At 35.4% G+C, this 25,792-nt stretch carries 30 protein-coding genes and 1 tRNA gene; 19 read left to right on the plus strand and 12 right to left on the minus strand.

Annotation, left to right across the window (positions count from 1 at the left end):
• Positions 1 to 237 precede the first annotated feature (237 nt).
• The gene (locus NZ698_RS18530) at positions 238 to 693 is read left to right on the plus strand and encodes a hypothetical protein (RefSeq protein ID WP_263004737.1); all 456 of its coding nucleotides are present in this window, start codon (positions 238 to 240) and stop codon (positions 691 to 693) included.
• A gap of 347 nt (positions 694 to 1,040) precedes the next feature.
• Here NZ698_RS18530 and NZ698_RS18535 read toward each other — a convergent pair whose 3' ends face one another.
• From NZ698_RS18535 to mce, 11 genes are all read right to left on the minus strand, one after another.
• Positions 1,041 to 1,436, minus strand: coding sequence for a hypothetical protein (locus tag NZ698_RS18535; RefSeq protein ID WP_263004738.1), 396 nt, complete (start codon positions 1,434 to 1,436; stop codon positions 1,041 to 1,043).
• An 8-nt stretch (positions 1,437 to 1,444) separates the two neighbouring features.
• Positions 1,445 to 2,224, minus strand: coding sequence for a hypothetical protein (locus NZ698_RS18540; protein WP_263004739.1), 780 nt, complete (start codon positions 2,222 to 2,224; stop codon positions 1,445 to 1,447).
• Between the two features lie 69 nt (positions 2,225 to 2,293).
• Positions 2,294 to 2,695, minus strand: a complete 402-nt coding sequence (locus tag NZ698_RS18545; protein WP_263004740.1) for a hypothetical protein — start codon at positions 2,693 to 2,695, stop codon at positions 2,294 to 2,296.
• Between the two features lie 61 nt (positions 2,696 to 2,756).
• Positions 2,757 to 3,203, minus strand: coding sequence for an aldo-keto reductase family protein (locus NZ698_RS18550; protein WP_263004741.1), 447 nt, complete (start codon positions 3,201 to 3,203; stop codon positions 2,757 to 2,759).
• Between the two features lie 10 nt (positions 3,204 to 3,213).
• Positions 3,214 to 3,648 carry a hypothetical protein gene (locus NZ698_RS18555; RefSeq protein ID WP_263004742.1) on the minus strand — a complete coding sequence of 145 codons (435 nt, stop codon included), beginning with the start codon at positions 3,646 to 3,648 and terminating at the stop codon, positions 3,214 to 3,216.
• An 11-nt stretch (positions 3,649 to 3,659) separates the two neighbouring features.
• Positions 3,660 to 4,064, minus strand: coding sequence for a hypothetical protein (locus tag NZ698_RS18560; RefSeq protein ID WP_263004743.1), 405 nt, complete (start codon positions 4,062 to 4,064; stop codon positions 3,660 to 3,662).
• A gap of 27 nt (positions 4,065 to 4,091) precedes the next feature.
• Positions 4,092 to 4,751: a hypothetical protein gene (locus NZ698_RS18565; RefSeq protein WP_263004744.1), complete on the minus strand. Its 660-nt coding sequence runs from the start codon at positions 4,749 to 4,751 to the stop codon at positions 4,092 to 4,094.
• Positions 4,752 to 4,766: 15 nt separating this feature from the next.
• Positions 4,767 to 5,942 carry a PQQ-binding-like beta-propeller repeat protein gene (locus NZ698_RS18570; protein ID WP_263004745.1) on the minus strand — a complete coding sequence of 392 codons (1,176 nt, stop codon included), beginning with the start codon at positions 5,940 to 5,942 and terminating at the stop codon, positions 4,767 to 4,769.
• 679 nt (positions 5,943 to 6,621) lie between these two features.
• Complete coding sequence (locus NZ698_RS18575) at positions 6,622 to 6,891, minus strand: hypothetical protein (protein WP_263004746.1); 270 nt, start codon at positions 6,889 to 6,891, stop codon at positions 6,622 to 6,624.
• Between the two features lie 106 nt (positions 6,892 to 6,997).
• A tRNA-Ile gene (locus NZ698_RS18580) sits at positions 6,998 to 7,071 on the minus strand.
• Positions 7,072 to 7,133: 62 nt separating this feature from the next.
• On the minus strand, positions 7,134 to 7,532 hold the full coding sequence (gene mce, locus NZ698_RS18585) for a methylmalonyl-CoA epimerase (protein WP_263004747.1): 399 nt from the start codon (positions 7,530 to 7,532) through the stop codon (positions 7,134 to 7,136).
• Positions 7,533 to 7,660: 128 nt separating this feature from the next.
• Between mce and rbfA the strand changes: the two genes are divergently transcribed.
• The 7 genes from rbfA to NZ698_RS18620 all read left to right on the plus strand — a co-directional run bounded on the left by rbfA (position 7,661) and on the right by NZ698_RS18620 (position 15,454).
• Positions 7,661 to 8,020 (plus strand): 30S ribosome-binding factor RbfA, encoded by a 360-nt coding sequence (gene rbfA / locus NZ698_RS18590; protein WP_263004831.1) that lies wholly within the window; start codon positions 7,661 to 7,663, stop codon positions 8,018 to 8,020.
• Between the two features lie 6 nt (positions 8,021 to 8,026).
• A complete protein-coding gene (locus tag NZ698_RS18595; RefSeq protein WP_263004748.1) occupies positions 8,027 to 9,232 on the plus strand; it encodes an ABC transporter permease in 1,206 nt (401 codons plus the stop codon).
• Between the two features lie 49 nt (positions 9,233 to 9,281).
• Positions 9,282 to 11,075 carry an endonuclease gene (locus tag NZ698_RS18600; protein ID WP_263004749.1) on the plus strand — a complete coding sequence of 598 codons (1,794 nt, stop codon included), beginning with the start codon at positions 9,282 to 9,284 and terminating at the stop codon, positions 11,073 to 11,075.
• 63 nt (positions 11,076 to 11,138) lie between these two features.
• Positions 11,139 to 11,876 carry a shikimate dehydrogenase family protein gene (locus tag NZ698_RS18605; protein ID WP_263004750.1) on the plus strand — a complete coding sequence of 246 codons (738 nt, stop codon included), beginning with the start codon at positions 11,139 to 11,141 and terminating at the stop codon, positions 11,874 to 11,876.
• A gap of 71 nt (positions 11,877 to 11,947) precedes the next feature.
• Positions 11,948 to 13,753 carry a DUF349 domain-containing protein gene (locus NZ698_RS18610; RefSeq protein ID WP_263004751.1) on the plus strand — a complete coding sequence of 602 codons (1,806 nt, stop codon included), beginning with the start codon at positions 11,948 to 11,950 and terminating at the stop codon, positions 13,751 to 13,753.
• Positions 13,754 to 13,812: 59 nt separating this feature from the next.
• Positions 13,813 to 14,841, plus strand: coding sequence for a bifunctional diaminohydroxyphosphoribosylaminopyrimidine deaminase/5-amino-6-(5-phosphoribosylamino)uracil reductase RibD (gene ribD, locus NZ698_RS18615; RefSeq protein WP_263004752.1), 1,029 nt, complete (start codon positions 13,813 to 13,815; stop codon positions 14,839 to 14,841).
• 7 nt (positions 14,842 to 14,848) lie between these two features.
• The gene (locus NZ698_RS18620) at positions 14,849 to 15,454 is read left to right on the plus strand and encodes a YigZ family protein (RefSeq protein ID WP_263004753.1); all 606 of its coding nucleotides are present in this window, start codon (positions 14,849 to 14,851) and stop codon (positions 15,452 to 15,454) included.
• Positions 15,455 to 15,456: 2 nt separating this feature from the next.
• Here NZ698_RS18620 and NZ698_RS18625 read toward each other — a convergent pair whose 3' ends face one another.
• Positions 15,457 to 16,164, minus strand: coding sequence for a zinc metallopeptidase (locus NZ698_RS18625; RefSeq protein ID WP_263004754.1), 708 nt, complete (start codon positions 16,162 to 16,164; stop codon positions 15,457 to 15,459).
• Positions 16,165 to 16,271: 107 nt separating this feature from the next.
• Between NZ698_RS18625 and NZ698_RS18630 the strand changes: the two genes are divergently transcribed.
• From NZ698_RS18630 to nuoH, 11 genes are all read left to right on the plus strand, one after another.
• Positions 16,272 to 17,396 carry a GTP cyclohydrolase gene (locus NZ698_RS18630; RefSeq protein WP_263004755.1) on the plus strand — a complete coding sequence of 375 codons (1,125 nt, stop codon included), beginning with the start codon at positions 16,272 to 16,274 and terminating at the stop codon, positions 17,394 to 17,396.
• Between the two features lies 1 nt (position 17,397).
• Complete coding sequence (locus tag NZ698_RS18635; RefSeq protein ID WP_263004756.1) at positions 17,398 to 17,574, plus strand: hypothetical protein; 177 nt, start codon at positions 17,398 to 17,400, stop codon at positions 17,572 to 17,574.
• A gap of 121 nt (positions 17,575 to 17,695) precedes the next feature.
• Complete coding sequence (locus NZ698_RS18640; RefSeq protein WP_263004757.1) at positions 17,696 to 18,067, plus strand: NADH-quinone oxidoreductase subunit A; 372 nt, start codon at positions 17,696 to 17,698, stop codon at positions 18,065 to 18,067.
• Between the two features lie 101 nt (positions 18,068 to 18,168).
• Positions 18,169 to 18,729 (plus strand): NADH-quinone oxidoreductase subunit B, encoded by a 561-nt coding sequence (locus NZ698_RS18645; RefSeq protein ID WP_047447216.1) that lies wholly within the window; start codon positions 18,169 to 18,171, stop codon positions 18,727 to 18,729.
• Positions 18,730 to 18,733: 4 nt separating this feature from the next.
• On the plus strand, positions 18,734 to 19,228 hold the full coding sequence (locus NZ698_RS18650) for an NADH-quinone oxidoreductase subunit C (RefSeq protein WP_263004758.1): 495 nt from the start codon (positions 18,734 to 18,736) through the stop codon (positions 19,226 to 19,228).
• A gap of 62 nt (positions 19,229 to 19,290) precedes the next feature.
• Positions 19,291 to 20,514: an NADH dehydrogenase (quinone) subunit D gene (nuoD, locus tag NZ698_RS18655; RefSeq protein ID WP_047447218.1), complete on the plus strand. Its 1,224-nt coding sequence runs from the start codon at positions 19,291 to 19,293 to the stop codon at positions 20,512 to 20,514.
• 133 nt (positions 20,515 to 20,647) lie between these two features.
• On the plus strand, positions 20,648 to 21,157 hold the full coding sequence (locus tag NZ698_RS18660; RefSeq protein ID WP_263004759.1) for an NADH-quinone oxidoreductase subunit NuoE family protein: 510 nt from the start codon (positions 20,648 to 20,650) through the stop codon (positions 21,155 to 21,157).
• 102 nt (positions 21,158 to 21,259) lie between these two features.
• Positions 21,260 to 22,615, plus strand: coding sequence for an NADH-quinone oxidoreductase subunit NuoF (gene nuoF / locus NZ698_RS18665; RefSeq protein ID WP_059125191.1), 1,356 nt, complete (start codon positions 21,260 to 21,262; stop codon positions 22,613 to 22,615).
• A 15-nt stretch (positions 22,616 to 22,630) separates the two neighbouring features.
• Positions 22,631 to 23,467 carry a hypothetical protein gene (locus NZ698_RS18670; protein ID WP_263004760.1) on the plus strand — a complete coding sequence of 279 codons (837 nt, stop codon included), beginning with the start codon at positions 22,631 to 22,633 and terminating at the stop codon, positions 23,465 to 23,467.
• 56 nt (positions 23,468 to 23,523) lie between these two features.
• Complete coding sequence (locus NZ698_RS18675) at positions 23,524 to 24,522, plus strand: NADH-quinone oxidoreductase subunit G (RefSeq protein WP_263004761.1); 999 nt, start codon at positions 23,524 to 23,526, stop codon at positions 24,520 to 24,522.
• Positions 24,523 to 24,611: 89 nt separating this feature from the next.
• Positions 24,612 to 25,673 (plus strand): NADH-quinone oxidoreductase subunit NuoH, encoded by a 1,062-nt coding sequence (nuoH, locus tag NZ698_RS18680; RefSeq protein WP_047447228.1) that lies wholly within the window; start codon positions 24,612 to 24,614, stop codon positions 25,671 to 25,673.
• Positions 25,674 to 25,792: the final 119 nt, after the last annotated feature.

The raw sequence follows: 25,792 nt of genomic DNA on the forward strand, positions 1-25,792 counted from the left end.
CAACAAACACACATACTACATCATTTACATATATAACTAATTATCAATACGATTACACTATTAATATTTGTAAAAATTTACGAATATTTACAACATAATGCATTATTTTTTAAAATTAATAGTACAAAAAATCTTTAACGGTACTATCTTTGGTATAAGCAGCATGAGAATATATTTAAAGCAGATTCTTAACATTAACCTAAACCTATACTAAACTTAAATATTATTCAAGGAAAAATGAAAGTCTCCAATTGCACCATCGCGAAAATCACGGCTTACAGCCTGTTACTAATGACCGCCGTTATGCTGGTCTGTGTTTTACTAATTGATCAAACAATCTTTGACAGTGTACTTTTTGCGGCAATTGTATTATTGCTTGTGATACTGACCAAAATCAGAATTGTAACTTATGAATTTTCAGGCGGATGCGTCACTATACGAAAGATACATCCTTTCTCATTCAGAAGATTCATTTCTCCGGCGGTAGAATTTCCTCAAAATTATATTCGTGATTACAATGTCAATCACCATATGGTTTCAGGGTCTCTGGTATTGAAAGTAAGATCTAAAAGAAATAAAAAATACGCGGTGAAAATCAAGCTTTTCGGATTCACCTACGCACAGCGACAAAAAATATCATCATCACTGGTTTCTATTGTCTCCCAAAATAATTTCAACCAAACTTTTAATTAGCAGAAAGTTGCTCATAGAAACGCTTTTCAAATAATTGACACCAAATCATCATTATATTCATTAAAAAATCCCCATAGTTTTATTGTAAACTGGGGATTTTGCTTTTTGTACTACTTTGGAAGATAAGATAATTCTACTCAATAATATTTTAACATGAAAAAGCACCTACATTACGTAAGTGCTTTTGCGTGGTCCCACTTGCGCTCTAATATTTTAATTTCCATTATTTGTGGGACTTTCAAACATTGTAATTTTGAAAGGAGGCGTTCCACATTATAAAGATTCACATTTTCCGTGTCCGCAAAGAAAATTAATCTTTTGTATTTACTTTTAAAAAAACTATTAGTTTAATTTTTACTATTTAAATGATCTAAAATCTGAACGATCTCTACTACATGATTAACTTCTAAATATATTTTTCGACGTCCGAAGATCATGATCTCTACCGCATTTTCGGTGTCATTGTATTTTAAATGAAGCTGAGCATCGCCCGATTCCCAAAAAAAATCATCCTCATCTCTTTTGTAAAGCTTTTCGGTATATGGCTTTTTTATAAAGCTGGGATCTTCCCATATTTTTCGCGAAACTTCAGTGAGTATTCCGGCAATTTCATCGGCATCAGAATAGGTAAGAAAACATGATGTATTGTTTTCTTCATGTAGCTCGATCACAATATGATGCTCATACTGATCGATGATGACATTGCCTCTTTTTACACTCCAGCTGTAGATTTTTCCGTCCATATATTTTTTTAACCTCTGATTCCCACCGCAGTCATCGATTTGCTTTCTATTTTGTTTTTTCCGTTGGTGAATTTTTCACGGAGCTTAGATTTTACAAACCCCACCGGATTGAATGGTTTTTTGGGCAGATTGCTTTTCTGATAAAGGATGCTAACTTCCATCGTTTTGGCATCATATTTTTTTGTTAAAGTAATTCCAGGCTCTACAATTTCCTGAAATTCTACATTCTGATCTGTTATTACCTGAATGTAAGCAGTCTGATTGATGGTGGTATTTTTAAACTTCGCTAAAATAATCGATTTTGTCTTGGTATCTGCAGACAACATACTTGCTTTAATACCGCCAAAATCTTTGGTATACACAGATCTGTCTTCTGCTTTACCCGACCATGAATACAGCGTTTTTGGGTCTGTCGTAAAATCACCCGGATTTTTTGCCAGCTGATCACTGAGCTGTTTCTGGCATTCTTCCATCGATTTGCCTGTTTTGAAACTTACGACATCAGAACTACAGTTCCAGCCGGATATTTTTTTCTCATACCGATAGATCAATACGCTCTCTTTGTTTTCTACAAATGCGATTCTGGAAGTGTTGATATGCTTTTTTTGAAATTCGGTTTTTTTGATCACAAAATCTGCATAATCTTGTACTTCCTGAGTTTCATAACCGTAGTCGCTACAGATCCCGCGTTTTGCTTTTTCATAAATACCGATGAGAAGACCCGATTTTTCTTGACCCGGCAGTCTTGAACAGAATAGAAAAAGAATTGGTAATACGATTGATTTCATAGCTGTGATTCTTAGATCAAAAATTAATTGGAAACGGTTGAAAGTTCCCAATTAATTCAGGAAAAAAAATTATTCGGAATATTTGTAATTAATGGTATTGAAATATACAATTTCATATCCTAATCTTTTAAGCCTTGACATTTCCGAGCTTCTGCTGTCTGCAGCTGCTTCATAAGAATCTCCGCCGTTGCTCATGTAAGAAGAGTAACCTCCTTCTGCTCTGTAGTTTGTACGTTCCGGAATGTAATCCATCATATATCTTCTCAGCGACAGTTCGCAATCCGTCAGTTTTGTATATTTGTCTACAGTGCTTGAAACAACCTGCGTAAAGCCTACTTTATTCCCTTCCAAAAGTGTGTAAGAATAATAGTAATGAGTTTGGTTCTGAGCTTTCATTGTTGCTGTACCAATAAAAAAGAAGCTCAGCAACATTGCGATGCTTAATGCGATTTTTACAGTTGTTGTTTTCATGATTATATTGTTTGTTTAAAGTTTTTAAATATTTAAAAAAAATTAATCGTTTGATATTTAATCAGTCAAAAGGATCTTTTTCTTTTACACATAGTGTCTGTAAGTGTTTAAGTGCTTTTTCAAGCTTTGAAATGTATGTCGGCGGAAAACGGTATAATCTACCGATCATTTTATTGTCTTTATCCAATAGCTCAAAGAATTTCCAGTATTCATTAAATTTTTCAAAATCAAATACATTAAATGATCCTTTTAGATTTTTGGTCTCTTTACTGTAATTTAAATTTCTGTCAAGATGCGAATAAAGAATTATTTTGCCGTTTTTTTCTGCGATGATCCCATGGATTAGATCTCCACTGTCACTGCCGTTATTAAACCAGCTAATATTTGAACCAGAGTTTTCCTCAATAATCTTATTGATGTAATTTACGGTTTCGTCAAATGTTAAGCTTTGTGCATTCGTAAATCCCAATCCTAAGAATAAGACGAAAATTGTAAGTAGTTCTTTCATGATTTTTTATTTAAAATGTTTCTTTTTTCTTGGGACAAAAGGTGTTCAGGTGATTTATGGCTTTTTGTAGCCTCGTATAAATATCCGTTTCACATTCCCTTACATTTATAACTTCTGCTTCTTTATAATAATATGTTGTTGAATTCCAGTGCCAAAAATGTTTTATTGTCGATAGTTCACTTTCTATTTTTTTGGAAATTATTATTCCTTCTGTAGGTATTGTCACAGTATGATAAGATGGTGAGCCATCCTTTTGAGGGTTATTATATTTTACAATAATTTCACATTCATTAATGCTGATTATTTTCAAATCGGTATAGTAATTACTTAGACTAAGACAAGATGCTAATTTTTCTTTCAGCCAACTTATTGTCTCTTCTTTTGTCTGTGCATTTGCAAGAACTGGAACTGCCATCATCAAGCAAATTGTAAATAGTTTTTTCATATTGTCAAAAATTAGTTTTTCTTATAAACATCATTCCCTACCTCGAAAGACTGTTTGTCATCTTTCATTTTAAGAAGCACCTCGCCCTGTTCTACGGTATGGCCGTTCTGTTGCCTGTAGACATTGTTTACTGCTTTCCAGGTATTTCCACTGACGTATTTTATCTGAGTAAATTTATACAGATAGCCTACAACACTTTTTGGCCAACCACTGTTGCCAACATTCTGAATTGTGGCAAGAGTTCCGTCAAATAGATCGGCGCCTAATATGTTTATTTTCATCCCGTCTTGTCTTATCCAGGTTCCGTCGAGATCTTTTGCTCTGAATTTAGTCTGTGCATTGATTTCTGTAATACTCATTAGCATTAAGAATAATATTAAGACAAATTTTAAAACTGATGTCTTTGTTGTTTTCATGGTTTTATTTTTATATTTAATATGGTTTTATTCAAAATTGATGGGTTCCGGTGCGCCGCAGAGTTTGCGAAGATGGTTGAATGCCTGTAAGATTTTTTTGTGTTGAGATTTGTAATCGACATTATCACTTGTTGAGTAAAAACTTAATGGGAATGAAACATTTTTTTTGAGAGATGAAGTTTCTGGTAATTTCATATCATTGTAATCTTTTTCAGTATCTTTCTGCTGGCTTAATGTCATTTCTGTTAAGAAGTGTTGGCTCGATTCACCAGTGGCAGCTACAAATGTTAAATTAGCATCCATCATATCTGAACGAGCATTTAAATAATTGGACGCAATGAATATTTCTTCAATTTTTTTCAGATCTATTATGATTTTGTTTTTTGTTAAAATTTTATACATACGCACGGAAGTATCATTTTTATAATCATATGAAAATGTAGTGTTATAGTGAACGGTTGGTTTACATTTATCCAAACTAAAATCGATAGAATAATTGTCAACCCTATTTTGTAGTATTTCACTTACAGGATATGTGTTTGCTTTTCCATTATATTCTCCACTATTAAAATCTTTCAGATAATCCTTAATAAAATCGATAGTCTGCTCTTTTGTTGGTCCGCTTTTTTGTGCGTGAGCTGTAACAGAAATAATGGCAACTAAAAATATCGTAAAGATTTTTTTCATAGTTCTTTATTTTAATTAATTTTTAAATTTTTCTTCAGCTGCTTTCGCTGCTTTTATTTTATCAGGATTTGGGAGATCACATTTTAAATGATCTTGTCTGGCTTTGGTTTCCTGCATTATTCTGTTGATGTTTTCATCCGGTTCAAATTCGAGATGATACAGCTGTCCGTCGTTTGCGGAGATCAGCCAAATATTTTTGCCATCTAAGATCATCTGTTGCGGTCGCCAGTTGCCGAGAAAAACATTCCGAAGCATTTTTTCTTTTTTCACATCGTAATGAATGAGATGATTTTGATGAATGAGCCAGATTTTTTTGTTTTCAGCATTAAGAATAGCTGATAAAGTCTGGTTTTCATATTCTTCCGGTGATATAAGGTTCTCCAAATCCAGCTGTATTTTTTTCTTGCCCTTTTTCCCTATTACGGTGAGGTATTTTTCGTTAAGGACAAAAGTATAGTGCTGATTTTTCTCTATCTTAAATTCTGAATCCGCAAGTTTGTTTTTCCTGAGCCATTCTTTGGTAAGGGGTGTTTGGTCGTGGCTTAAAAAAAGAAACTTTTTTGCAGTCACTTTCATTTCGTCAATATAAGTGAATGTTTCAGATTCTTTGTTGATGAAATTCCCTTTAAAATCCACCTCAAACCACAAATCATCTTCTGCGTTCACCACAATCCTGTCATTTAAATAAACCGGCTGCACATCGGCTCCGAAATTGATCTTGTGCTGCCATACAACTGTATTTTTTTCAAGATCATAAGCAATCTGTTTTCCGCCGTCATTCATTGCTGTTGTATACATTACTGATTTTTCGAAATGCGGTTTTGTATTAATCGATTCTATTCCTAATTCCCGAATAGTTTTGCCCGTCTCAATATCATACTGATGAATTTTCCGATCGCTACCATTATAATTTCCGTAAAAAAAGGTGTTTTTGAATATATATGGAGCTGTATTTGAGCGCCATCCGATTTTTCTTTCCCAAACCGTCTGATAGCTATCTTTATCGATTGCATACAACACAAAATTATCTGCATTAAAGACAATTTTATTATTGGCCATTACAATAGATGAGGTAAATTTTTTATTTTTTGATGTGTCTACAACCATCGTAGATTTGTACATCTGCTTTTGGGCAGAAAGATGTACAATGAAAAAAATCAGCGAATATTTTAATAATCGTAAATTATTCATCAATAGCTATTAGTGTGATAAATTTAAGATAATTTTATTAAAAATTAAAATTATTTTGTAATTTTTCCAAACGTATCCTGCACTAAGATCAATTATGTTTTTTTTATTATTATTCAAAACGGAAGCTGAAATCTGACATTTAATGAAGTTTCTTTTAAAAAACATCATATTTCTGATTTCAGGATTTGTGAAAAACAAATTAACAAAAAAACGCGGCTTTCCATGAAAAAAAACTTTTTTGTATTATATTTTTTGTAACCTTTCTGTTTCCTTATAACTGAGCTGTTTTCCCGGGATATTGAGGTTTGTACTTGTCCACCAAATAAAAATTCGGTTGTATAATTTTTTTTTAAATTCTTAATTCCCTGATTAACATCACGTTATTAATATTATCAGCTTTTTCGGATTACGTTTTTATAAATCTGCAATATCATTAATATAATAATAAAGTGTACAACTTATTAAAGATTGAACTGACTTGGGAGCATAATTACTTACAAGGCTCAAAGTATCTTTTTCATCACATTTCTGTGCCGAAACACGACAGAGATGGCATAATGTAGCTAATGAGTTATTTTATTACCATAAGCAATTTTTTAACATGAAAATTCACGCAACTGTTTCCTTCTCAATAATCCTTATATTTATTTTTTTTCCGAATAAAATTTTAACTGTTGAACTAATATTTACAGGGAATAGTATCTTCTGTATCTCTTGCAACAGGTACACCATTTGGGTCTAAAATCATCGCTTCCTGAATATTGGTTTGATGCAGTGTGGCTCCGCTTGCAATCAATTTATATCCATTTTCGTATTCCGTGAAATATCCGCTTGGATAAGCTGAATATCCGTTGGGTAACAGCACTTTGATCTCATGCTGAAATCCCCAAGATATAACTTTTTGATTGAGTATATATTTCTCAAATGCTTCGTAGAAGTTTTCTGTCATAGTTTAGATTATTTAAATTTTCATTATCTAAAACTCAAAAATAATAAATTGTTGTATTGAAAAGCAAAAAAGCACCAACATTTCTGTAAGTGCTTGATTTAAAAAGTGGTCCCACTTGGGCTCGAACCAAGGACAACCTGATTATGAGTCAGGGACTCTAACCAACTGAGCTATAGGACCTCAAAACTTGGTTAAATTTTGTGTTTGCAAAAATAGTAAAAATTCTTTCACTACAAAATTTTTTATGCCTTTTCTTGACAAAGTTCTACCAAGACTCCATTGGTAGATTTCGGGTGAAGGAAGACAACTAATTTGTTATCAGCGCCTTCTTTCGGTTCTTCGGAAATAAACTGAAATCCTTCTTTTTTTAATCTTTCTACCTCTTCTAAAATATTTTCTACTCCAAAAGCCAAATGATGAATTCCTTCGCCTTTTTTTTCGATAAATTTCGCAATCGGACTTTCAACATTATCGGCTTCTAATAATTCTATTTTACTTTCACCTGTGTTATAAAAAGAAGTCGTAACCCCTTCCCTTTCAACTGTTTCGTTTTTATAAGATCTTTTACCTAAAAGTTTTTCGAAAAGTTCGTCAGAAACTCCCAAACTTTTTACAGCAATGCCGATATGTTCTAATTTCATTTTAAAATGTATTTATGATGATACGGAATACCCATTTATGGGGTTTGATTTGATTGAAATCGTAAATTTGACAGACCTTGCAAATTTCAATGAGCAATTCAAACAAAAATAGTAAATTTGCAGAACTTATGGAAAGCAACAGACAAAGAAAAGTAGCACAGATTATACAGGAAGATTTCGCAGAACTTTTCCGCAAGCAGTCGGCAGAAAGCAAACAGAGTTTTTTAGTATCAGTTTCTGATGTCAAAATTTCACCGGATTTAGGTGTTGCCAAAGTTTATCTCAGTATTTTCCCACAAGAATTCAGAGCTTCAATCATGAAAGAAATTGAGGAAAACAAAGCACAGTACAGAAATTTCCTCGGTCAGAAAATGGCAAAGCAGGTACGAGTGATCCCTCATCTGAATTTTTATCTTGACACTGCCCTTGATGACGTAGAAAAAATAGAAAAAGAACTGAGAGGCGACGGCGACAATCCTGTATTGTAGAAAGACTTGAAAAACATTTCATTTTATATAGCATCCCGATACCTTTTATCTAAAAAAGGCAGCACCGCTGTTACGTTTATTACGTGGTTGGCAGTTGGTGCTATGACCGTTGCTGTTGCTGCGATGTTTGTCATCATTTCTGTTTTCTCAGGTCTTGAAGTTTTCAACCAGAAACTTATCTCGAATCTTCATGCCGATCTGACGGTAAAAAGTACTTCGGGAAAAACCATCGCCGACCTGAAGAAAACCAACAGCATTTTAAAAAACAATAAAGATATTCTTCATTTTTCCAGAGTTATAGAAGAGAAAGTATACATCAATTATAACGGAAAGGGCGACATTGCTTATCTCCGAGGTGTAGATTCTGCTTACATTAAAGTAAATCCTATTGACAGCACCATTTTCTACGGAAAATATCCCAGTTTCAGATATTCCAACGAGGTCATCATGGAAAATTCTCTGGACAACCGACTTTCTATTCCCGTTGACACGATACAAGACTTCGCCACTGTTTTTATGCCGAAATCCGGTACCGGAATCATCCAAAAAGAAGAAGATATTTATAATAAGAAAAACATTATGGTAACAGGTGTTTTTCCGGGAAATGACCAACTGAACAATTATATCATTGCCCCAATTGAGCTTTCTGAAGAATTGTTGCAGCTGCCTAAAAAATCAGCTTATCAGATTGTCATTAAACTTAAAAATCCTGAAAATGCAGATCAGGTAAAAAAAACATTGATCAAATCTCTCGGTAAAAATGTTGAGATCAAAACGAAACAGGAAGAAAACGCCGCTTTCTGGAAGATGATCAACACCGAAAAACTCTTCATTTATCTTATTTTTGCGCTGGTGATTTTCATTACGACTTTTAATCTAGCAGGAGCTATCATTATTTTACAGCTTGATAAAAAAGAACAGGCAAAATCATTGATTTCATTAGGCTTTCCTTTAAGCAATTTGCGTACAACCTATTTTTATACAGGACTTTTGATTGTTGTTTTAGGAGTAATTGCCGGTTTGCTTTTAGGAAGCATACTTTGTCTCTTCCAACAATACACAGAATTTTTCAAAGCAGTAGAAAACGTTCCTTTTCCAGTAAGAATTGTTGCAGAAAATTATTTGATTGTCGCTGCAACCGCTTCCCTATTCGGAATTTCTATTTCCTGGTTTTTCTCAAAAATCAGTAAAGATTACATTACTAAAAGTTAACATCTATCAGTTAATTTTTTTCGTAAATTTGCCTTCCAATTTAAAAAAAATGAAGCGAATATTATATTCTTTATTGCTAAGCATTCTATCCATCAATGCTTTTGCACAAATTCCTACCGGATATTACAGTACCGCTACAGGAACCGGAGCAACCCTTAAATCTCAATTAAAAGCGATTATCACGAGCGGTCATACAGATCATGGATATACAGGTTTATGGACTGCTTATCAAACAACTGATCGCGACAATATTCCAGGACTTCCGGGATATGAAAACGATAATACGATTTTAGACATTTATTCTGAAAATCCAAACGGAGCAGACCCTTACAATTACAACATTATCGTCAACCAATGCGGTAATTACAGTGGTGAAGGCTCTTGCTACAACAGAGAACACATTGTTCCGCAAAGTTTATTTAATGAAAATTCGCCGATGGTTTCCGATGTACATTTTATCAGAGCTACAGACGGTAAAGTAAACGGTATGAGATCAAATTATCCTTTCGGAAAAGTAAACAGCTCACCTTCTTTCACATCACAAAACGGTTCAAAATTAGGAACTTCCGTTTCTCCGGGATATTCAGGAATTGTCTTCGAACCCATCGACGCCTTCAAAGGGGATGTTGCAAGAATGATTTTTTATTTTGTAACCAGATACGAAACTCAACTTGCCGGATTTAATTCAGGAGATATGCTCGGAGGTTCTGCTTATCCCGGATTACAGACGTGGGAATTAAACCAATTATTAGCATGGAACGCTTTAGATCCTGTTTCTCCGGCGGAAATTGCAAGAAATAACGCTTCTTATAATTATCAGGGAAACAGAAACCCATACATCGATAATCCTTCTTATGTCAATCAGGTTTGGGGAACTCCGGTTGTTGATACACAAGCTCCAACTGCTGCGACCAATTTGACTACAAACACTCCGACTGCGAATTCAATTTCATTAGGCTGGACTGCTTCTACTGACAATGTTGGAGTTGTTGCTTATGATATTTATAAAGATGGAGTTTTTTATGCTACAGTTTCAGGAACGACAGCTACAGTTTCAGGACTAAATCCGTCTACAACGTATAATTTTTACGTGATTGCAAAAGATGCAGCAGGAAATGCTTCTGCGGCAAGCAATACTGCTACGGGAACTACTCTCGCAGGTGGACAGCCAGGCGGAAGTTGTGGTACAGAAGATTTCACCAATATTCCTGCAAGTGCATCAAGCTATGGAGTTCAAACATGGACCAGCAATAATATTACATGGACTGCAACAGATGCAAGAACAGATCAAACCATCAACGGAAGGGCAATCAACATAAGAAACGGAAATCTGACAACTTCTACTATTTCCGGAGGTATTAGCAGCTTAACGGTTACTACCAAATTGCCATTTTCAGATACAGCAGGTAACCTTATTTTACAGATCAACGGAAATAATGCGGGAACCATTCCATTTGGTACAGCAGCTATAACTACTACGATCAGCAATATTAATGTTGCTAATAATGTTGTAATAAAGATTATAAATGCAGAAACAGGAAAAAGAATTTCAATTGATGATCTAAGCTGGACGTGCTATACCGCACCACTGGCAACTTCAGAGGTCTCAAGAGATAAATCATTCAGTATTTACCCAAATCCGGTAAAAAACAATGAATTGTCTGTAAAAGGTGAAAACCTAAGCAAAGTTTTAAAAGCTGAAATCTATGATCTCTCAGGGAAACTGATTCAGAGTATTGCCAATCCTTTTAAAAACTCCAATAAGATCAACCTTCAAGGAATTACAAAAGGAACTTATATTCTGAAAACCGACAACAGTTCTTCAAAATTCATTGTAGATTAATTTAAACAAAATATAATTTAACTTAAAGACCGATTTTTTCGGTCTTTTTTTTATTTTTGATTTATGGATTCCAAAAAAAAACTAGGTCTTGTCGGGAGAAATATTTCCTATTCCTTTTCTAAAAAATTCTTTGAAGAAAAGTTTCAGAAACTGATGCTTGATCAGTTTTCGTACAGCATTTTTGATTTTCAGGAAATTGACGAAGTTGAAAGTCTTTTCAAAGATCCTGAACTCTTGGGTTTTAATGTAACCATTCCCTATAAAGAAAAAATCATTGATTATCTGGATGAGCTCAGTGATGAAGCCAGAGAAATAGGTGCAGTTAATTGTGTTTTAATTAAAGACGGAATAAAAATCGGTTACAATACTGATGCATTCGGTTTTGAGAAAACTTTAAAGATCCATAGAAAATCTCACCAAAACTCTGCGCTGATTCTAGGCAACGGAGGTGCCGCAAAAGCAGTACAATATGTTTTAAATAAAAACGGAATATCCACGCAAACTGTCTCAAGAAAATCTGACTTAAATTTTGAAAATTTAGATAAAGAAACAGTTCAGAATCATCATATCATTGTGCAATGTACTCCTTTAGGAACATTCCCAAATACAGAAGACTGCCTGGAATTTCCTTTTGAAGGACTTTCAAAAGAACATCTGGTTATTGATCTGATTTACAATCCGAATTACACCAAATTCATCATTAATTCTGCTGAAAGAGATTCAAAAACCGTCAACGGATATTACATGCTTGAGCAGCAGGCAGAAAAAGCCTGGGAAATTTGGAATTTTAAAAAAAAATAACATAAATTAGTACTTTATTTGGCTTTTCCCTATATTTAAAGAATAAACGCCACTCACATAAAAGATTTGCTATGACTACAGAAAACAATCTTTCTGAAAACGAAGAAAACAAAATTTCTACCGAGGTAACTCCACAGGAAACACCGGAAAACACTGCTCCTGAAGAACAAAGTACCCCAGAAGAGGAAACGGAACATACAGAAGAACATGTAGATGCCGAAATCTCTCTGAGTGAAGCCCTCAAAGAAATGGAAACAATCATCAATTCTAACAACGCAGGTGAGAATTTTAAAAGATTCAATGCGTTGAAAGAAAAAGCAAATCACGCTATCCATGATGAGATCGAAGACAAAAAGCACGAATACACAGATGCAGGAAACGCACCTGAAAACTTCAGCTTCGAACATCCTGCACAGTCTAAACTTTCCGGATTGATTCATATTTTCAAAGAAAAACACGATACCTTTCAGAAAAGTCAGGAAGAAGAGCAGAAAAAGAATCTTGATCACCGTCAGGAACTGATCGACCGATTAAAAAATCTGTATACAAATTCTGAACCGGGAACCAACCTTTTCAAATCGATCCGTGAAATTAAAGAAGAATGGTCAAAAGCAGGACAGGTTGCAAAATCTGAATTTAAAATCCTTAACAATAATTATTTCCATCATCTGAATCAGTTTTATCAAATGCTGGATCTGAATAAAGAATTTCTTGAGCAGGAATACAGCCACAATCTTGAAAAAAGACAACATATCATTGCCCGCGCAAAAGAATTGGAAAACGAGCCTGTTGTACAAAAAGCTTTGAACGAATTACAATATCTACATAAACTCTGGAAAGAAGAAGCTGAGCCGGTTGCAGAAGAATTCCGTGAGAAAACCTGGGACGAGTTTAAAGAAATTTCAAATAAAATCCACGAAAGAAAATCTGAGCTTTCTGCAGCTATTGAAACGGAGCAGAACGCCAATCTTGAAAAGAAAAATGAGCTTATTGCTGAGATTAAAAAATTATCTGATCCAAAAGACACTCCCAACCACAATTACTGGCAAAACTCGATCAAAAGAGTGGAAGAACTCCGTTCTGAATTTCTGAAAACAGGAAGTGTACCCAGAAAATTATCCAACAATAACTGGAATGATTTTAAAACCACCCTTAGAAATTTCAACACGACAAAGAACAATTACTATAAATCATTAAAAGGTTCCCAACAGGAAAATTTAGATGAAAAATTAAAACTGATTCAAACAGCAAAAGACAATATGCTTTCTGAAGACTGGGATATTGCCGTTGCACTTTTCAAAAAACTTCAGGAAGACTGGAAAAAAATAGGTCACGTTCCGAAAAGCATGACCAATAAGATCTGGGACGAATTCCGTGAAGCCTGCAATACATTTTTTAATAATTACAGAGAAAAAAGCAACGCTTCTACCGACAACTGGAAAGAAAACTATAAGCTTAAAAAAGAAATTCTTGAAGAGCTGAAAACAATTTCTGACGAAGAAGGAAGCATTGAAAAAATTGAAAACATCAAAACTTCGTGGAATAACATCGGAAAAGTACCGAGAGATAAAATCGGAATCAATTCTGAATTTAATAAGGCTTTAAGAGAAAAATTGAAGCTTAACAAAATCAACGAACTTGAACTGAAAGAAGAAGGCTTATCTGAAAATCAACTGACCGACAAAGCCAGAAAGATCAAAAATCAGATTGCTGATCTGGAAGCAGAAATCGTAAAACTTGAAAACAATTTATCGTTCTTTAAAAATCCATCAAGAGAAAATCTGATGTTAAGAGATACGTACAATACGATTGATGATAAAAAAGCTCATCTGGAAACATTGAAGCAAAACCTCCATAGTATTATTGCTGGAGAATAAAATATTAATACAACTGATAACGGCGAAGCAAAGAAATTTGTCTTCGCTTTTTTAATATCATGCAGGACGAAATTTACATTAAAAGATGCATTGAGCTGGCTAAAAAAGCTTTAGGAAACACTTATCCTAATCCTTTGGTCGGAAGTGTGATCGTACATGACGGAAAAATCATCGGAGAAGGTTATCATCACAAAGCGGGTGAAAATCATGCAGAAATCAATGCTATCAATTCTGTTGAAGATAAAAGTCTGATTCCTGAATCCACCATTTATGTTTCTTTGGAACCTTGTGCTCATTTTGGGAAAACTCCGCCGTGTGCTTTAAAAATCGTAGAATTAGGATTTAAAAAAGTCGTCATCGGCGCAATGGATTCTCATGATAAAGTCAACGGAAAAGGCAAGAAAATCATCCAAGATGCAGGAATTGAAGTGGTATCCGAAATTCTAGAAAAAGAATGTGTTGATTTGAATAAAAGATTCTTTACTTATCACGAGAAAAAACGCCCTTTTATTGTCCTGAAATGGGCACAATCCAGCGATGGATTTATGGATAAGGATTTTAAACCTACACAGATTAGTAATTCTTTAACGAAACAATTTGTACACGAACTTAGAAACAACGAACACGCTATTTTGATCGGAACAATGACCGCTCTGCGTGACAATCCAAGTTTGACAACGAGAGAAATTACCGGAAGAAATCCTGTAAGAATTTTGATTGATATCGATTTGAAAGTTCCGGCTGATTACAATATTTACAATAATGAAGCTGAAACTCTTGTTTTTAATTCTGTAAAAAATTCTGACGAAGGAAATATTAAATTTATTAAAACTGAAAGAGAAAATTTCATTGAAAAACTGATTAAAAAATTATATGAATTACAGATCCAATCTGTAATTGTTGAAGGCGGAAGTGTGGTTTTACAACAGTTCATCGATGCTGATTTGTGGGATGAAACGATCATCATTAAAAATGAAAACCTAACCATTGGAAACGGAACGAAAGCTCCAAAATTCCAACATGAACCTTTTGAAATTAGACCATTCAGAGATAATCTGATCGAGTTTCATCAAAATATCAATTCTTAGCTGAACGATGCTGCACGAATACAAAACCATTGAAAAACCTGTTGAAAACACACTTCTTAAGGAAAAAGGAAGTAAGTTTATCGGGTTTGCCTTTCCCGTCAATAATGAAGATGAGCTTAAAAATGCTTTAGAAAAAATAAGAGCAGAACATCCAAAAGCGACCCATCATTGTTATGCATTCAGAATGGGTTTAAATGGAGAAAATTACAGAGCAAATGACGACGGCGAACCTTCGGGAAGTGCAGGATTGCCGATTTACAATCAACTCTTAGCTAACGAAATCACCAATGTTGTGGTGATCAGTGTACGTTATTACGGCGGAACAAAATTAGGTGTTTCAGGTCTGGTAAAAGCATATAAAGAATCTGCTAAAATCACTTTAGATGATGCTGAAATTATCACCAAAGAATTAGAAACAGAAATTGAAATTCAGTTTCAGTTTAATCAGCAGAATGTCATTTTCACACTGCTCTCAAAATTTGACGCTAAAGTTTTAAATTTTGATGCTGATGAAAACTGTATTTTATCCGCCTCGTTAAAAACAGTACAAAAAGAAAACATCTCAGAAAAACTTTCTGAGATGCAACATATTTCTTTTGAATTTAAAAACTAAATTTATCTTCTGCTACTCATTAAGATTGAAACCCAATATAAAAGCTGAGCCAGAGATCCGATTGCTGCTACAAGATAGGTTCTTGCTGCCCAAGTCAAACTGTCTTTTACTCCTACAAATTCTTCTGAAGTCACTGTTCCTGAATCTTTCAGCCATTTCATCGCTCTGTTGCTTGCATCGTATTCTACAGGCAAAGTGATAAAAGCAAAAAGTGTTGTTGCCGCAAACATGATTACACCGATCATCAATACCAAAGTGTTTCCATTCGGATTATCAATTGATCTTGTTGCTGCCATAATTCCGATACCTGCAATGATGACAAACTGCATCAGATTTGAACTGATGTTGACAATCGGAACTAGTTTTGATCTTAACTGCAACATTGAATATCCTACTGCATGCTGTACTGCATGACCGCACTCATGAGCTGCAACAGCCGCTGCAGCTGCATTTCTCTGCATATAAACGCCTTCTGAAAGGTTCACTGTTTTGTCTGCTGGATTATAATGATCTGTCAATTGTCCCGGAACTGAAATAACCTGTACATCATTGATTCCGTTGTCTCTCAACATTTTTTCTGCCACTTCTTTTCCTGAAAGTCCGTTTCTAAGATGTACGTTGGAGTAATACTCGAATTTAGATTTCAATCTTGAGGAAACCAGCCAGCTGATCAGCATCGAGATTCCTATAATAAGATAATAACCTGTCATTTTTTCTGAAATTTTATATATAATAATTCTATTAAGGGATGTAATAATTGTGCCAAAGTATTAACAATTATTAATTATATTTGTGGTTGAAATTACCCCAAAATACTATGTCAGAAGTTTCAATTCTTGAAGTAAAAACACCTTACGAATTAAAACAATTTGTAAAATTCCCGATGGATTTGTACAAGAACAATCCCTATTATGTTCCGTCTTTTATTAAAGATGAATTGAATGTGTGGAATTCTCAGGAAAACCCAGCGTTGCAGTATTCCGAGGCAAAGCAGTTTCTGGCATTTAAAAACAGTAAAATAGTTGGTAGAATCGCAGTAGTCATTAACCATAAAGAAGAAAAAGAACTCGGCATCAGAAAAGTTCGTTTTGGATGGATTGATTTTATTGACGATAAAGAAGTGTCTAAAGCATTAATCGACACTGTGATCAATTATGCTAAAAGTCATCAGATCGACAATATTGAAGGACCGATGGGTTTTACCAATCTTGACAAGGCGGGAATGCTGACCTTCGGATTTGAAAAAATCGCGACAATGATTGGTATTTACAACCATGAGTATTACCCGAAACATATTGAAAGTCTTGGACTTATAAAAGAAAAAGAATGGGTAGAGTTTGAAATGAATTTCCCTAAAATTCTTCCTCCAAAAGTGGAAAAATTCAGCAAACTGATTGCTGAAAAGTATAATTTAAGAGTTTTAGATTTTAAAAATAAAGAAGAGATTTTACCTTACGTAAAACCGATGTTTAAATTGCTCGACGAGACGTATAAACATCTTTCCACCTACACTCCTATTTCCGAAGAACAGATTAAAACCTATAAAGAAAAATTCTTCCCGATGATTGCTAAAAACTATGTGATCTGCGTAGTTGACGAGTATGATGAATTGGTTTCTTTTGCCGTGACGATGCCTTCCTATTCAAAAGCTTTGCAAAAAGCCAAAGGAAAACTTCTTCCTTTTGGATGGTGGCATTTCATGCAGGCACAGAAGAAAAATGACAGAGCCAATTTCTATTTGATTGGAATTCATCCGGAGTATCAGAGACGCGGTGTAACGGCTATTATTTTTAAAGAAATCTTTGTCCGTTTCAACAATATGGGAATCGACTTCGCAGAAACCAATCCCGAACTGGAAGAGAATAAAAGTGTACAGGTTCTCTGGCAGGACTACAACCCTGTGAATCATAAAAGAAGAAGAACTTATTCTTTAAAATTCTGATATGAAAATACACCTTATGATTTTCGCAGTATTAATTGCCGGATTTATCTCTTACAATCTCTTTTTACAGTCTGAAGACGGCCGTCATAATACCATCATCAATATCCTTTATGCAAGTGTACTTTTTGGATATATTGCTTTCATGGCGTTTGCTCTACTTAAAAAAATGAAGAAATAAACACTATTTTTATTGATTCTAAATTATCGGTTTTTCCTATTTTCATCAGACTTTTAAGTTGATTAATTTCATGCTTTATTGTTTATTGTCTAAATTTGCAACTTGAGATAATAATGTAAAAATGAATTTACCTGAAAGTTATATTCCAATACTTATACAAGCCGGTGTAGCCATTGGTTTTGTTGCCATTTCTTTGCTTGGCGCCCATTTTTTGGGTCCACAGCAGAAAAAAGGGAATTCTGTAAAGAACTCAAGCTGGGAATGTGGTATTCCTGTTGAAGGAAATGCAAGAACTCCATTCTCTATTAAATATTTCCTGACGGCAGTACTTTTTGTACTGTTTGATATCGAAATCGTATTCTTTTATCCATATGCAGTTAACTTCAGAGAATTCGGATTAGAGGGATTCTTTGCAGTATTAATGTTCGTTGCCATTTTCTTCCTTGCATTCTTCTATGTATGGAAACGTGGAGCACTGGACTGGGATAAATAGTCATCATCATTTTAAATAAGAGATTTAGATAAACACAATCAAATTAAAGTTAACATTAACGGCAATTTGGAATCTAAATTAGAATATTAAAAATCAACAAAATGTCAGATCAAAAACCAATTATAAGAACAGATGCACCAGCTCCCGAAGGATTTGAAGGAGAAGGTTTTTTCGCAACAAAACTGAGCAGTGTGATCGGTATGGCAAGAAAGTTTTCACTTTGGCCATTGCCTTTTGCAACTTCTTGTTGTGGTATCGAATTTATGGCGACGCTTAACCCAACATATGACGCATCACGTTTTGGTATGGAAAGAAACTCTTTCTCACCAAGACAGGCAGATATGCTGATGGTTTGCGGAACTATATCTAAAAAATTAGGCCCTGTTTTAAAAGAAGTATACACGCAAATGGCTGAACCGAAATGGGTTGTTGCTGTTGGTGCATGCGCTTCCAGCGGTGGTATTTTCGACAGCTACTCTGTTTTACAGGGAATTGACAAAATTATTCCTGTGGACGTTTATGTTCCTGGATGCCCGCCAAGACCGGAGCAGATTATTGAAGGAGTTATGCAGGTTCAGGCTTTGGCAGAAAGCGAAAGCATCAGAAGAAGAGATACTCCTGAATATCAGCATTTATTAGACTCTTATAATATTAGCAACTAAGAGAATGACGAACGAATTTGTATTAGAAGCCATTACAAGAGAGTTTCCTGAAACGGTAATTACCAGCTCAGAGCCTTACGGAATGCTGACAATTGAAGTTAAAAAAGAAGACCTTAAGAAAGTAGTTCATTATCTGAAAGACTCATCGATGGAAATCAATTTCCTTACCGACGTTTGTGGAATCCATTACCCGGAATTCCCAGATAAGGAGATCGGTGTGGTTTATCATTTACAGAATATGATGACGAACTTCAGATTACGTCTGAAGATTTTCATGACAAGAGAAAATATCGAGGTAGACTCTCTCACTGAACTGTATGCAGGAGCCAACTGGATGGAAAGAGAAACTTTTGATTTCTACGGAATTAAATTTAAAGGTCATCCGGATCTCAGACCTATTTTAAATATGGAAGATCTTGGATACCACCCTATGTTGAAAGAATATCGACTTGAAGACGGTACCAGAACCGATAAGGACGATGCAATGTTCGGAAGATAATATAGCCAATGGCGGATGGCAGCTAGCCAATAGCCAGAAGCAAATAGCTAAAAGCAAATATTATGAAAGATAACTCATTATCTAATATACTTAACCAACACGAAAGTAAAGAACAGATTGACGGGCAGTTATACACCCTGAATCTTGGTCCTACTCACCCTGCAACACACGGAATTTTCCAGAACGTGTTGACGATGGATGGAGAAAGAATTCTTCATGCTGAGCAGACCGTTGGTTATATCCACAGAGCTTTTGAGAAAATTTCTGAAAGAAGAAACTATTCTCAGATTACTACTCTTACAGACCGTATGAACTACTGTTCAGCTCCTATCAATAATTTAGGATGGCACATGACGGTTGAAAAACTTATCGGTATCAAAGTTCCAAAGCGTGTAGATTATATGCGTGTTATTTTAATGGAATTGGCAAGAATCGGTGATCACCTGATCTGTAACGGGGTAACCGGAATGGATGCAGGTGCCATTACAGGATTGACGTATATGTTCATCGAAAGAGAGCGTATTTACGATATGTATGAGCAGATTTGTGGAGCAAGGATGACGACCAACATGGGAAGAATCGGAGGTTTTGAAAGAGATTTCACTCCAAAATTCCATGAGTTGCTGAAAGATTTCTTAAAAACTTTCCCTGCTAGATTTGCAGAATTCGGTCAATTGTTGGAGAGAAATAGAATCTTTATGGATAGAACCATTGGTGCAGGAGCAATTTCTGCTGAAAGAGCTTTAAGCTATGGGTTTACTGGTCCGAACTTACGTGCAGCAGGTGTAGATTATGATGTAAGAGTTGCAGAACCTTATTCTTCTTACGAAGATTTCGACTTCATTATCCCTGTAGGAACTGCAGGTGATACTTATGACCGTTTTATGGTTCGTCAGCAGGAAATCTGGGAATCATTAAAAATAATCAATCAAGCTTACGATAATCTTCCAGAAGGACCATTCCACGCAGATGTTCCTGACTTCTATCTTCCTGAAAAGGCAGATGTTTACCAGAAAATGGAAGCGTTAATCTACCATTTCAAAATTGTAATGGGAGAAACTGATGTTCCGAAAGGAGAAGTTTACCACGCAGTAGAAGGAGGAAACGGAGAATTAGGATTCTATTTGGTAAGTGACGGTGGTAGAACGCCGTACAGACTGCACTTCAGAAGACCATGTTTCATTTATTACCAGGCTTATCCTGAAATGATTACAGGTTCTGTGATTTCAGACGCCATCGTTACGATGTGTAGTATGAATATTATTGCGGGAGAATTAGACGCATAGGAAAATTATAAATTTTAGATTATGAATTTTAAATTAATCTAAAATTATTAAACATAAAATTATAAAATTGATAAGATTTTTAGAACAAGATTTTCATCTAAAATCTAAAATCTAAAATCTAAAATCTTTAAGTATGAGCGAAACAATAGCTTTTAAACCGGAAAGTTTACAGCAGGTCCATAAAATCATGGCAAGATACCCTGAAGGAAGACAAAAATCTGCTCTTCTTCCTGTGCTTCACATTGCACAGAAAGAATTCGGAGGTTGGTTAGACGTTCCTGTGATGGATTATGTTGCTGAATTATTAAGTATTAAGCCAATTGAAGTATACGAAGTAGCTACTTTCTATACCATGTTCAATATGAAACCAGTTGGTAAATATGTTTTGGAAGTTTGCAGAACCGGACCTTGTATGGTTTGCGGAAGCGAAAAAATATTAGACCACATCAGAACGAAACTGAACATAAAAGACGGTGAAACTACTGCCGACGGAATGTTTACCTTAAAGCCAGCTGAATGTCTTGGTGCATGTGGATACGCTCCAATGTTACAGTTAGGAAAGTTCTATCACGAAAACTTAACGATAGAAAAAGTAGACGAAATCCTTGATCTTTGCAGAGAAGGACAGGTTGACCTGGACTAAAAAAAATTTAAACTAATTAAAAAAAGCATAAACTGTCACACTGAGCTCGTTTAAGTGTAAAGGCCAAAAGCCAGCAGCTAAATGCTAAAAGCATAATTAAAAATGAGTAAAAAACTTTTACTTAAAGACGCACACATAGAAGGCATCCGCTACTTTGAAACTTACCGCAAACAAGGAGGTTACACGGCAGCAGAAAAGGCCCTGAAAATGACACCCGAAGAAATTCTTGAAGAAGTAAAAGTTTCAGGTCTTCGTGGTCGTGGTGGTGCAGGTTTCCCAACAGGAATGAAGTGGAGCTTTCTGGCAAAACCTGAAGGCGTTCCGAGACACTTGGTAGTGAATGCTGATGAATCTGAACCGGGAACTTTCAAAGACAGATATTTAATGGAATTTCTTCCTCATCTTTTGATTGAGGGAATGTTGATTTCATCTTATACTTTAGGTTCAAATGTTTCTTATATCTACATCCGTGGTGAGTATTCATGGATTCCGGATATTTTGGAAGAAGCGATTGAAGAAGCTAAAGCTGCAGGATTTTTAGGTAAAAACATCTTAGGAACTGGTTTCGATTGCGAAATTTATGTTCAGAGAGGTGGTGGAGCTTATATCTGCGGTGAAGAAACTGCTTTGCTTGAATCTCTTGAAGGTAAAAGAGGAAACCCAAGATTGAAACCACCTTTCCCTGCTGTAAAAGGACTTTGGGAAAGACCAACGGTTGTTAACAATGTTGAATCGATCGCAGCTATTGTTCCGATTATCGATATTACCGGTGCAGAATATGCTAAAATCGGTGTTGGAAGATCTACAGGTACAAAATTAATTTCTGCCTGCGGAAATATCAATAAACCGGGAGTTTATGAAATCGACATGACCATTACGGTTGAAGAATTTATTTACTCTGATGAATATTGTGGCGGAATTCCAAACGGTAAAAAGTTGAAAGCATGTATTCCTGGAGGAAGTTCAGTTCCGATTGTTCCGGCAAACTTATTACTGAAAACCGTAAATGGTGAACCAAGATATATGAACTATGAATCTCTTGCTGACGGTGGTTTCGCTACCGGAACAATGATGGGTTCAGGAGGTTTCATCGTTTTGGATGAAGACCAGTGTGTTGTAGAACATACCATGACTTTGGCGAGATTTTATCACCACGAAAGTTGCGGACAGTGTACTCCTTGCCGTGAAGGAACGGGATGGATGCACAAAATTTTAAAGAAGATAGAAAAAGGAGAAGGAAAAATGGAAGACATCGATTTGCTTTGGGATATCCAGAGAAAAATCGAAGGAAATACCATTTGCCCATTGGGTGATGCGGCAGCATGGCCTGTAGCAGCAGCGATCCGTCATTTCAGAGATGAATTTGAATGGCACGTGAAAAATCCTGAATTAAGTCAAACTCAAAACTACGGATTGGCCAATTATGCAGACCCTATCCCAGTTGCAGCAAGTAATTAATAGAGTCTCAAAGAATTGAAAAATATAATCGTTCTTTTATTATTAATCGGATTCAGTTCAGTTAATGTAAAAGGACAACAACAGGAGGAAAACAGCAGAGTTTTCAAAAAAGGAAGCTTCTTGGTGTTTTGGGGATGGAACAATGCAAAATATTCAAAATCAGATATTCACTTTAAGGGTGATGGTTATGATTTTCAGTTGGATAATGTAGTTGCAAATGACAGACAGACCAAATTTGACTGGGGAACCTATTTTAATCCGGGAAGCATAACAATTCCTCAGGTTAATTACAGGATTACTTATTTTCCGAAAGATAATTTAGGAATAACTTTAGGAATGGATCACATGAAGTATGTGATGGATCAAAACCAAACTGTAAATTTAAAAGGATATATCAATGATCCTAAATATGCAGGAATGGTGAACAATGGGACAGTAGACCTGAACAGTGGAGAATTTTTGACATTTGAACACACAGACGGTCTTAACTATATCAACATTGGAGCACAGAAATATCATAACGTTTTAAATAAAAAACATATTGCTATTTTTGCGAGCTACGGAGGTGGATTAGGTGCTTTACTACCAAAATCTAACGTTCAGCTGATGGGAAATGAGAGAAGTGACAGATTCCATTTAGCAGGATTTGGAGTGGATGCCAGAGCTGCGGTGAGTGTGGTAATCATTAAGCATATTGTTCTTCAGGCAGAAGGAAAGCTTGGATACATCAATATGCCGGATATTAAAACAACACTGAACAATAAGCCGGATAAAGCCAATCAGGATTTTGTATATGCACAGTTTAATGTAGGAATTGGATATACTTTTAATACGACAAAAAGATCAAAGTAATTTGATTTTAATTAATAAATAGAACTATTGCTTAGCGCATTATAAAGCGAAAGAATATGAGCGAAGAGGTTAAGAAATTTAAAATAACGATAGACGGACAGACTGCTGAAGTTTTGCCTGGAACTTCTATTTTGGAGGCAGCAAGACAAATCGGCGGAAAATCTGTACCACCTGCAATGTGCTATTACAGTAAATTGGAAGCCAGTGGAGGAAGATGTAGAACATGTTTGGTAGAGGTTTCTAAAGGTTCGGAAGCAGATCCGAGACCGATGCCGAAATTGGTAGCAAGCTGCAGAACGAATGTGATGGACGGAATGGAAGTGAAAAACCTTTCTTCTGACAAAGCACAGGAAGGCCGTAAAGCGGTTACCGAATTCTTATTAGTGAATCACCCGTTAGACTGCCCGGTTTGTGATCAGGCTGGAGAATGTCATCTTCAGGATCTGGGTTACGAACACGGAAATCTTGAAACCAGAACTGAATTTAAGAGAAATACCTATGATGCAGACGACTTAGGTCCACACATCAAGTTGAATATGAACCGTTGTATCTTGTGTGCAAGATGCGTTTTGGCGGCTAATCAATTGACGGGTGAGCGTGAGCACGGAATTTTGTTCAGAGGAGATCATGCTGAAATTTCTACGTATTTAAATAAAGCTTTGGATAATGATTTCATCGGAAACGTAATCGACGTTTGTCCGGTTGGAGCATTAACTGACAGAACAGCACGTTTTGCAAGCAGAGTTTGGTTTACAAAACCAATGAATGCATCTTGTAAATGTGATAAATGTTCAGGGAAAACTACTGTATATTTGAAAGGTGATGAAGTAGTAAGAGTTACTGCTAGAAAAGACCAGTGGGGAGAAGTAGAAGAATTTATCTGCGACACTTGCCGTTTCGAAAGAAAATCATTGTCAGACTGGAACATTGAAGGTCCTAGACATATCGACAGACATTCAGTTATTTCATTAAACCATTACGAGAAGCCTAAAGACGAATTGAGAGTTTTAGATAATCCGATGGCTAAAGAAATCAGCGAAAAAGACGAAAAATAATTTTTAAAGACGTAAGATTTCAGATATCAGACCTCAGATTTAAAATCTGATATCTAGCATCTGGTATCTATTATCTAAATAAATAAAAAATGGATTTACTTACATTTAAATTGATACTTGTACTGGCACTTTTCCTGTTATCATTGACGATAGCGGCCTACTCTACCTGGGCAGAAAGAAAAGTGGCAGCAATCATGCAAGACAGAATTGGACCTAACAGATCTGGACCATTCGGTTTATTGCAACCTCTTGCAGATGGTGGAAAATTTTTCTTTAAGGAAGATTTTACTCCTCAAAATGCAGAAAGATTCCTTTTTGTATTGGGACCTGCATTGGTGATGTTTATTTCACTGATTACCGGAGCGGTAATTCCTTGGGGTAAAACATTGAATATTGGTGGTGAATCATTCGATTTACAGGTTGCTAACATTGATGTAGGTGTACTGTTCATTATCGGTATGGCTTCTATCGGAGTTTACGGAATTATGATCGGAGGATGGGCTTCCAACAACAAATATTCATTATTGGGTGCCATCCGTGCTTCTTCGCAGATGATTTCTTACGAATTGGCGATGGGTCTTGCATTGCTTTCCATCATTATGATGACAGGAAGTTTAGATTTAAAAGTAATTACAGAAACTCAGACTTCAGGGAAAATCTGGGGTCTTTTTGAGATAGACGGATTAAACTGGAATATACTTTACCAGCCTTTAGCATTTTTAATTTTCTTCGTATCGGCGTTGGCTGAAACCAACCGTCACCCTTTCGATTTACCTGAGTGTGAATCTGAATTGGTAACAGGATATTCTACAGAATATTCTTCAATGAAGTTAGGATTGTATATGTTTGGTGAATATGTGAACATGTTTATTTCAAATGCATTTATCGTAGTTCTTTTCTTCGGAGGTTACAACTATCCGGGAATTGAGTGGGTAACTCAGAACTGGGGAGAAAATGCAGCCGGAATCTTAAGCATCGTAGCATTCTTAACAAAAACGGTTGTCGGAATTTTGATCTTTATGTGGATCAGATGGACGCTTCCAAGATTCAGATATGACCAATTGATGCACTTAGGATGGAAAACTTTAATTCCATTGGCATTGGTTAACTTAATGATTACAGGAGCGGTTATTTTAGCTTTCGGTAATTAATAAAGAATTTGAAAATTTGATAATGAGATAATTTGAAGATTAACATTATCATTTTAAAATTAAATAGTAAATAATTAAGATAACAGACAAGATTAGTCTAAAATCTAACGTCTAACATC

Source organism: Chryseobacterium edaphi, from assembly GCF_025628985.1.
Lineage (GTDB): Bacteria > Bacteroidota > Bacteroidia > Flavobacteriales > Weeksellaceae > Chryseobacterium > Chryseobacterium edaphi.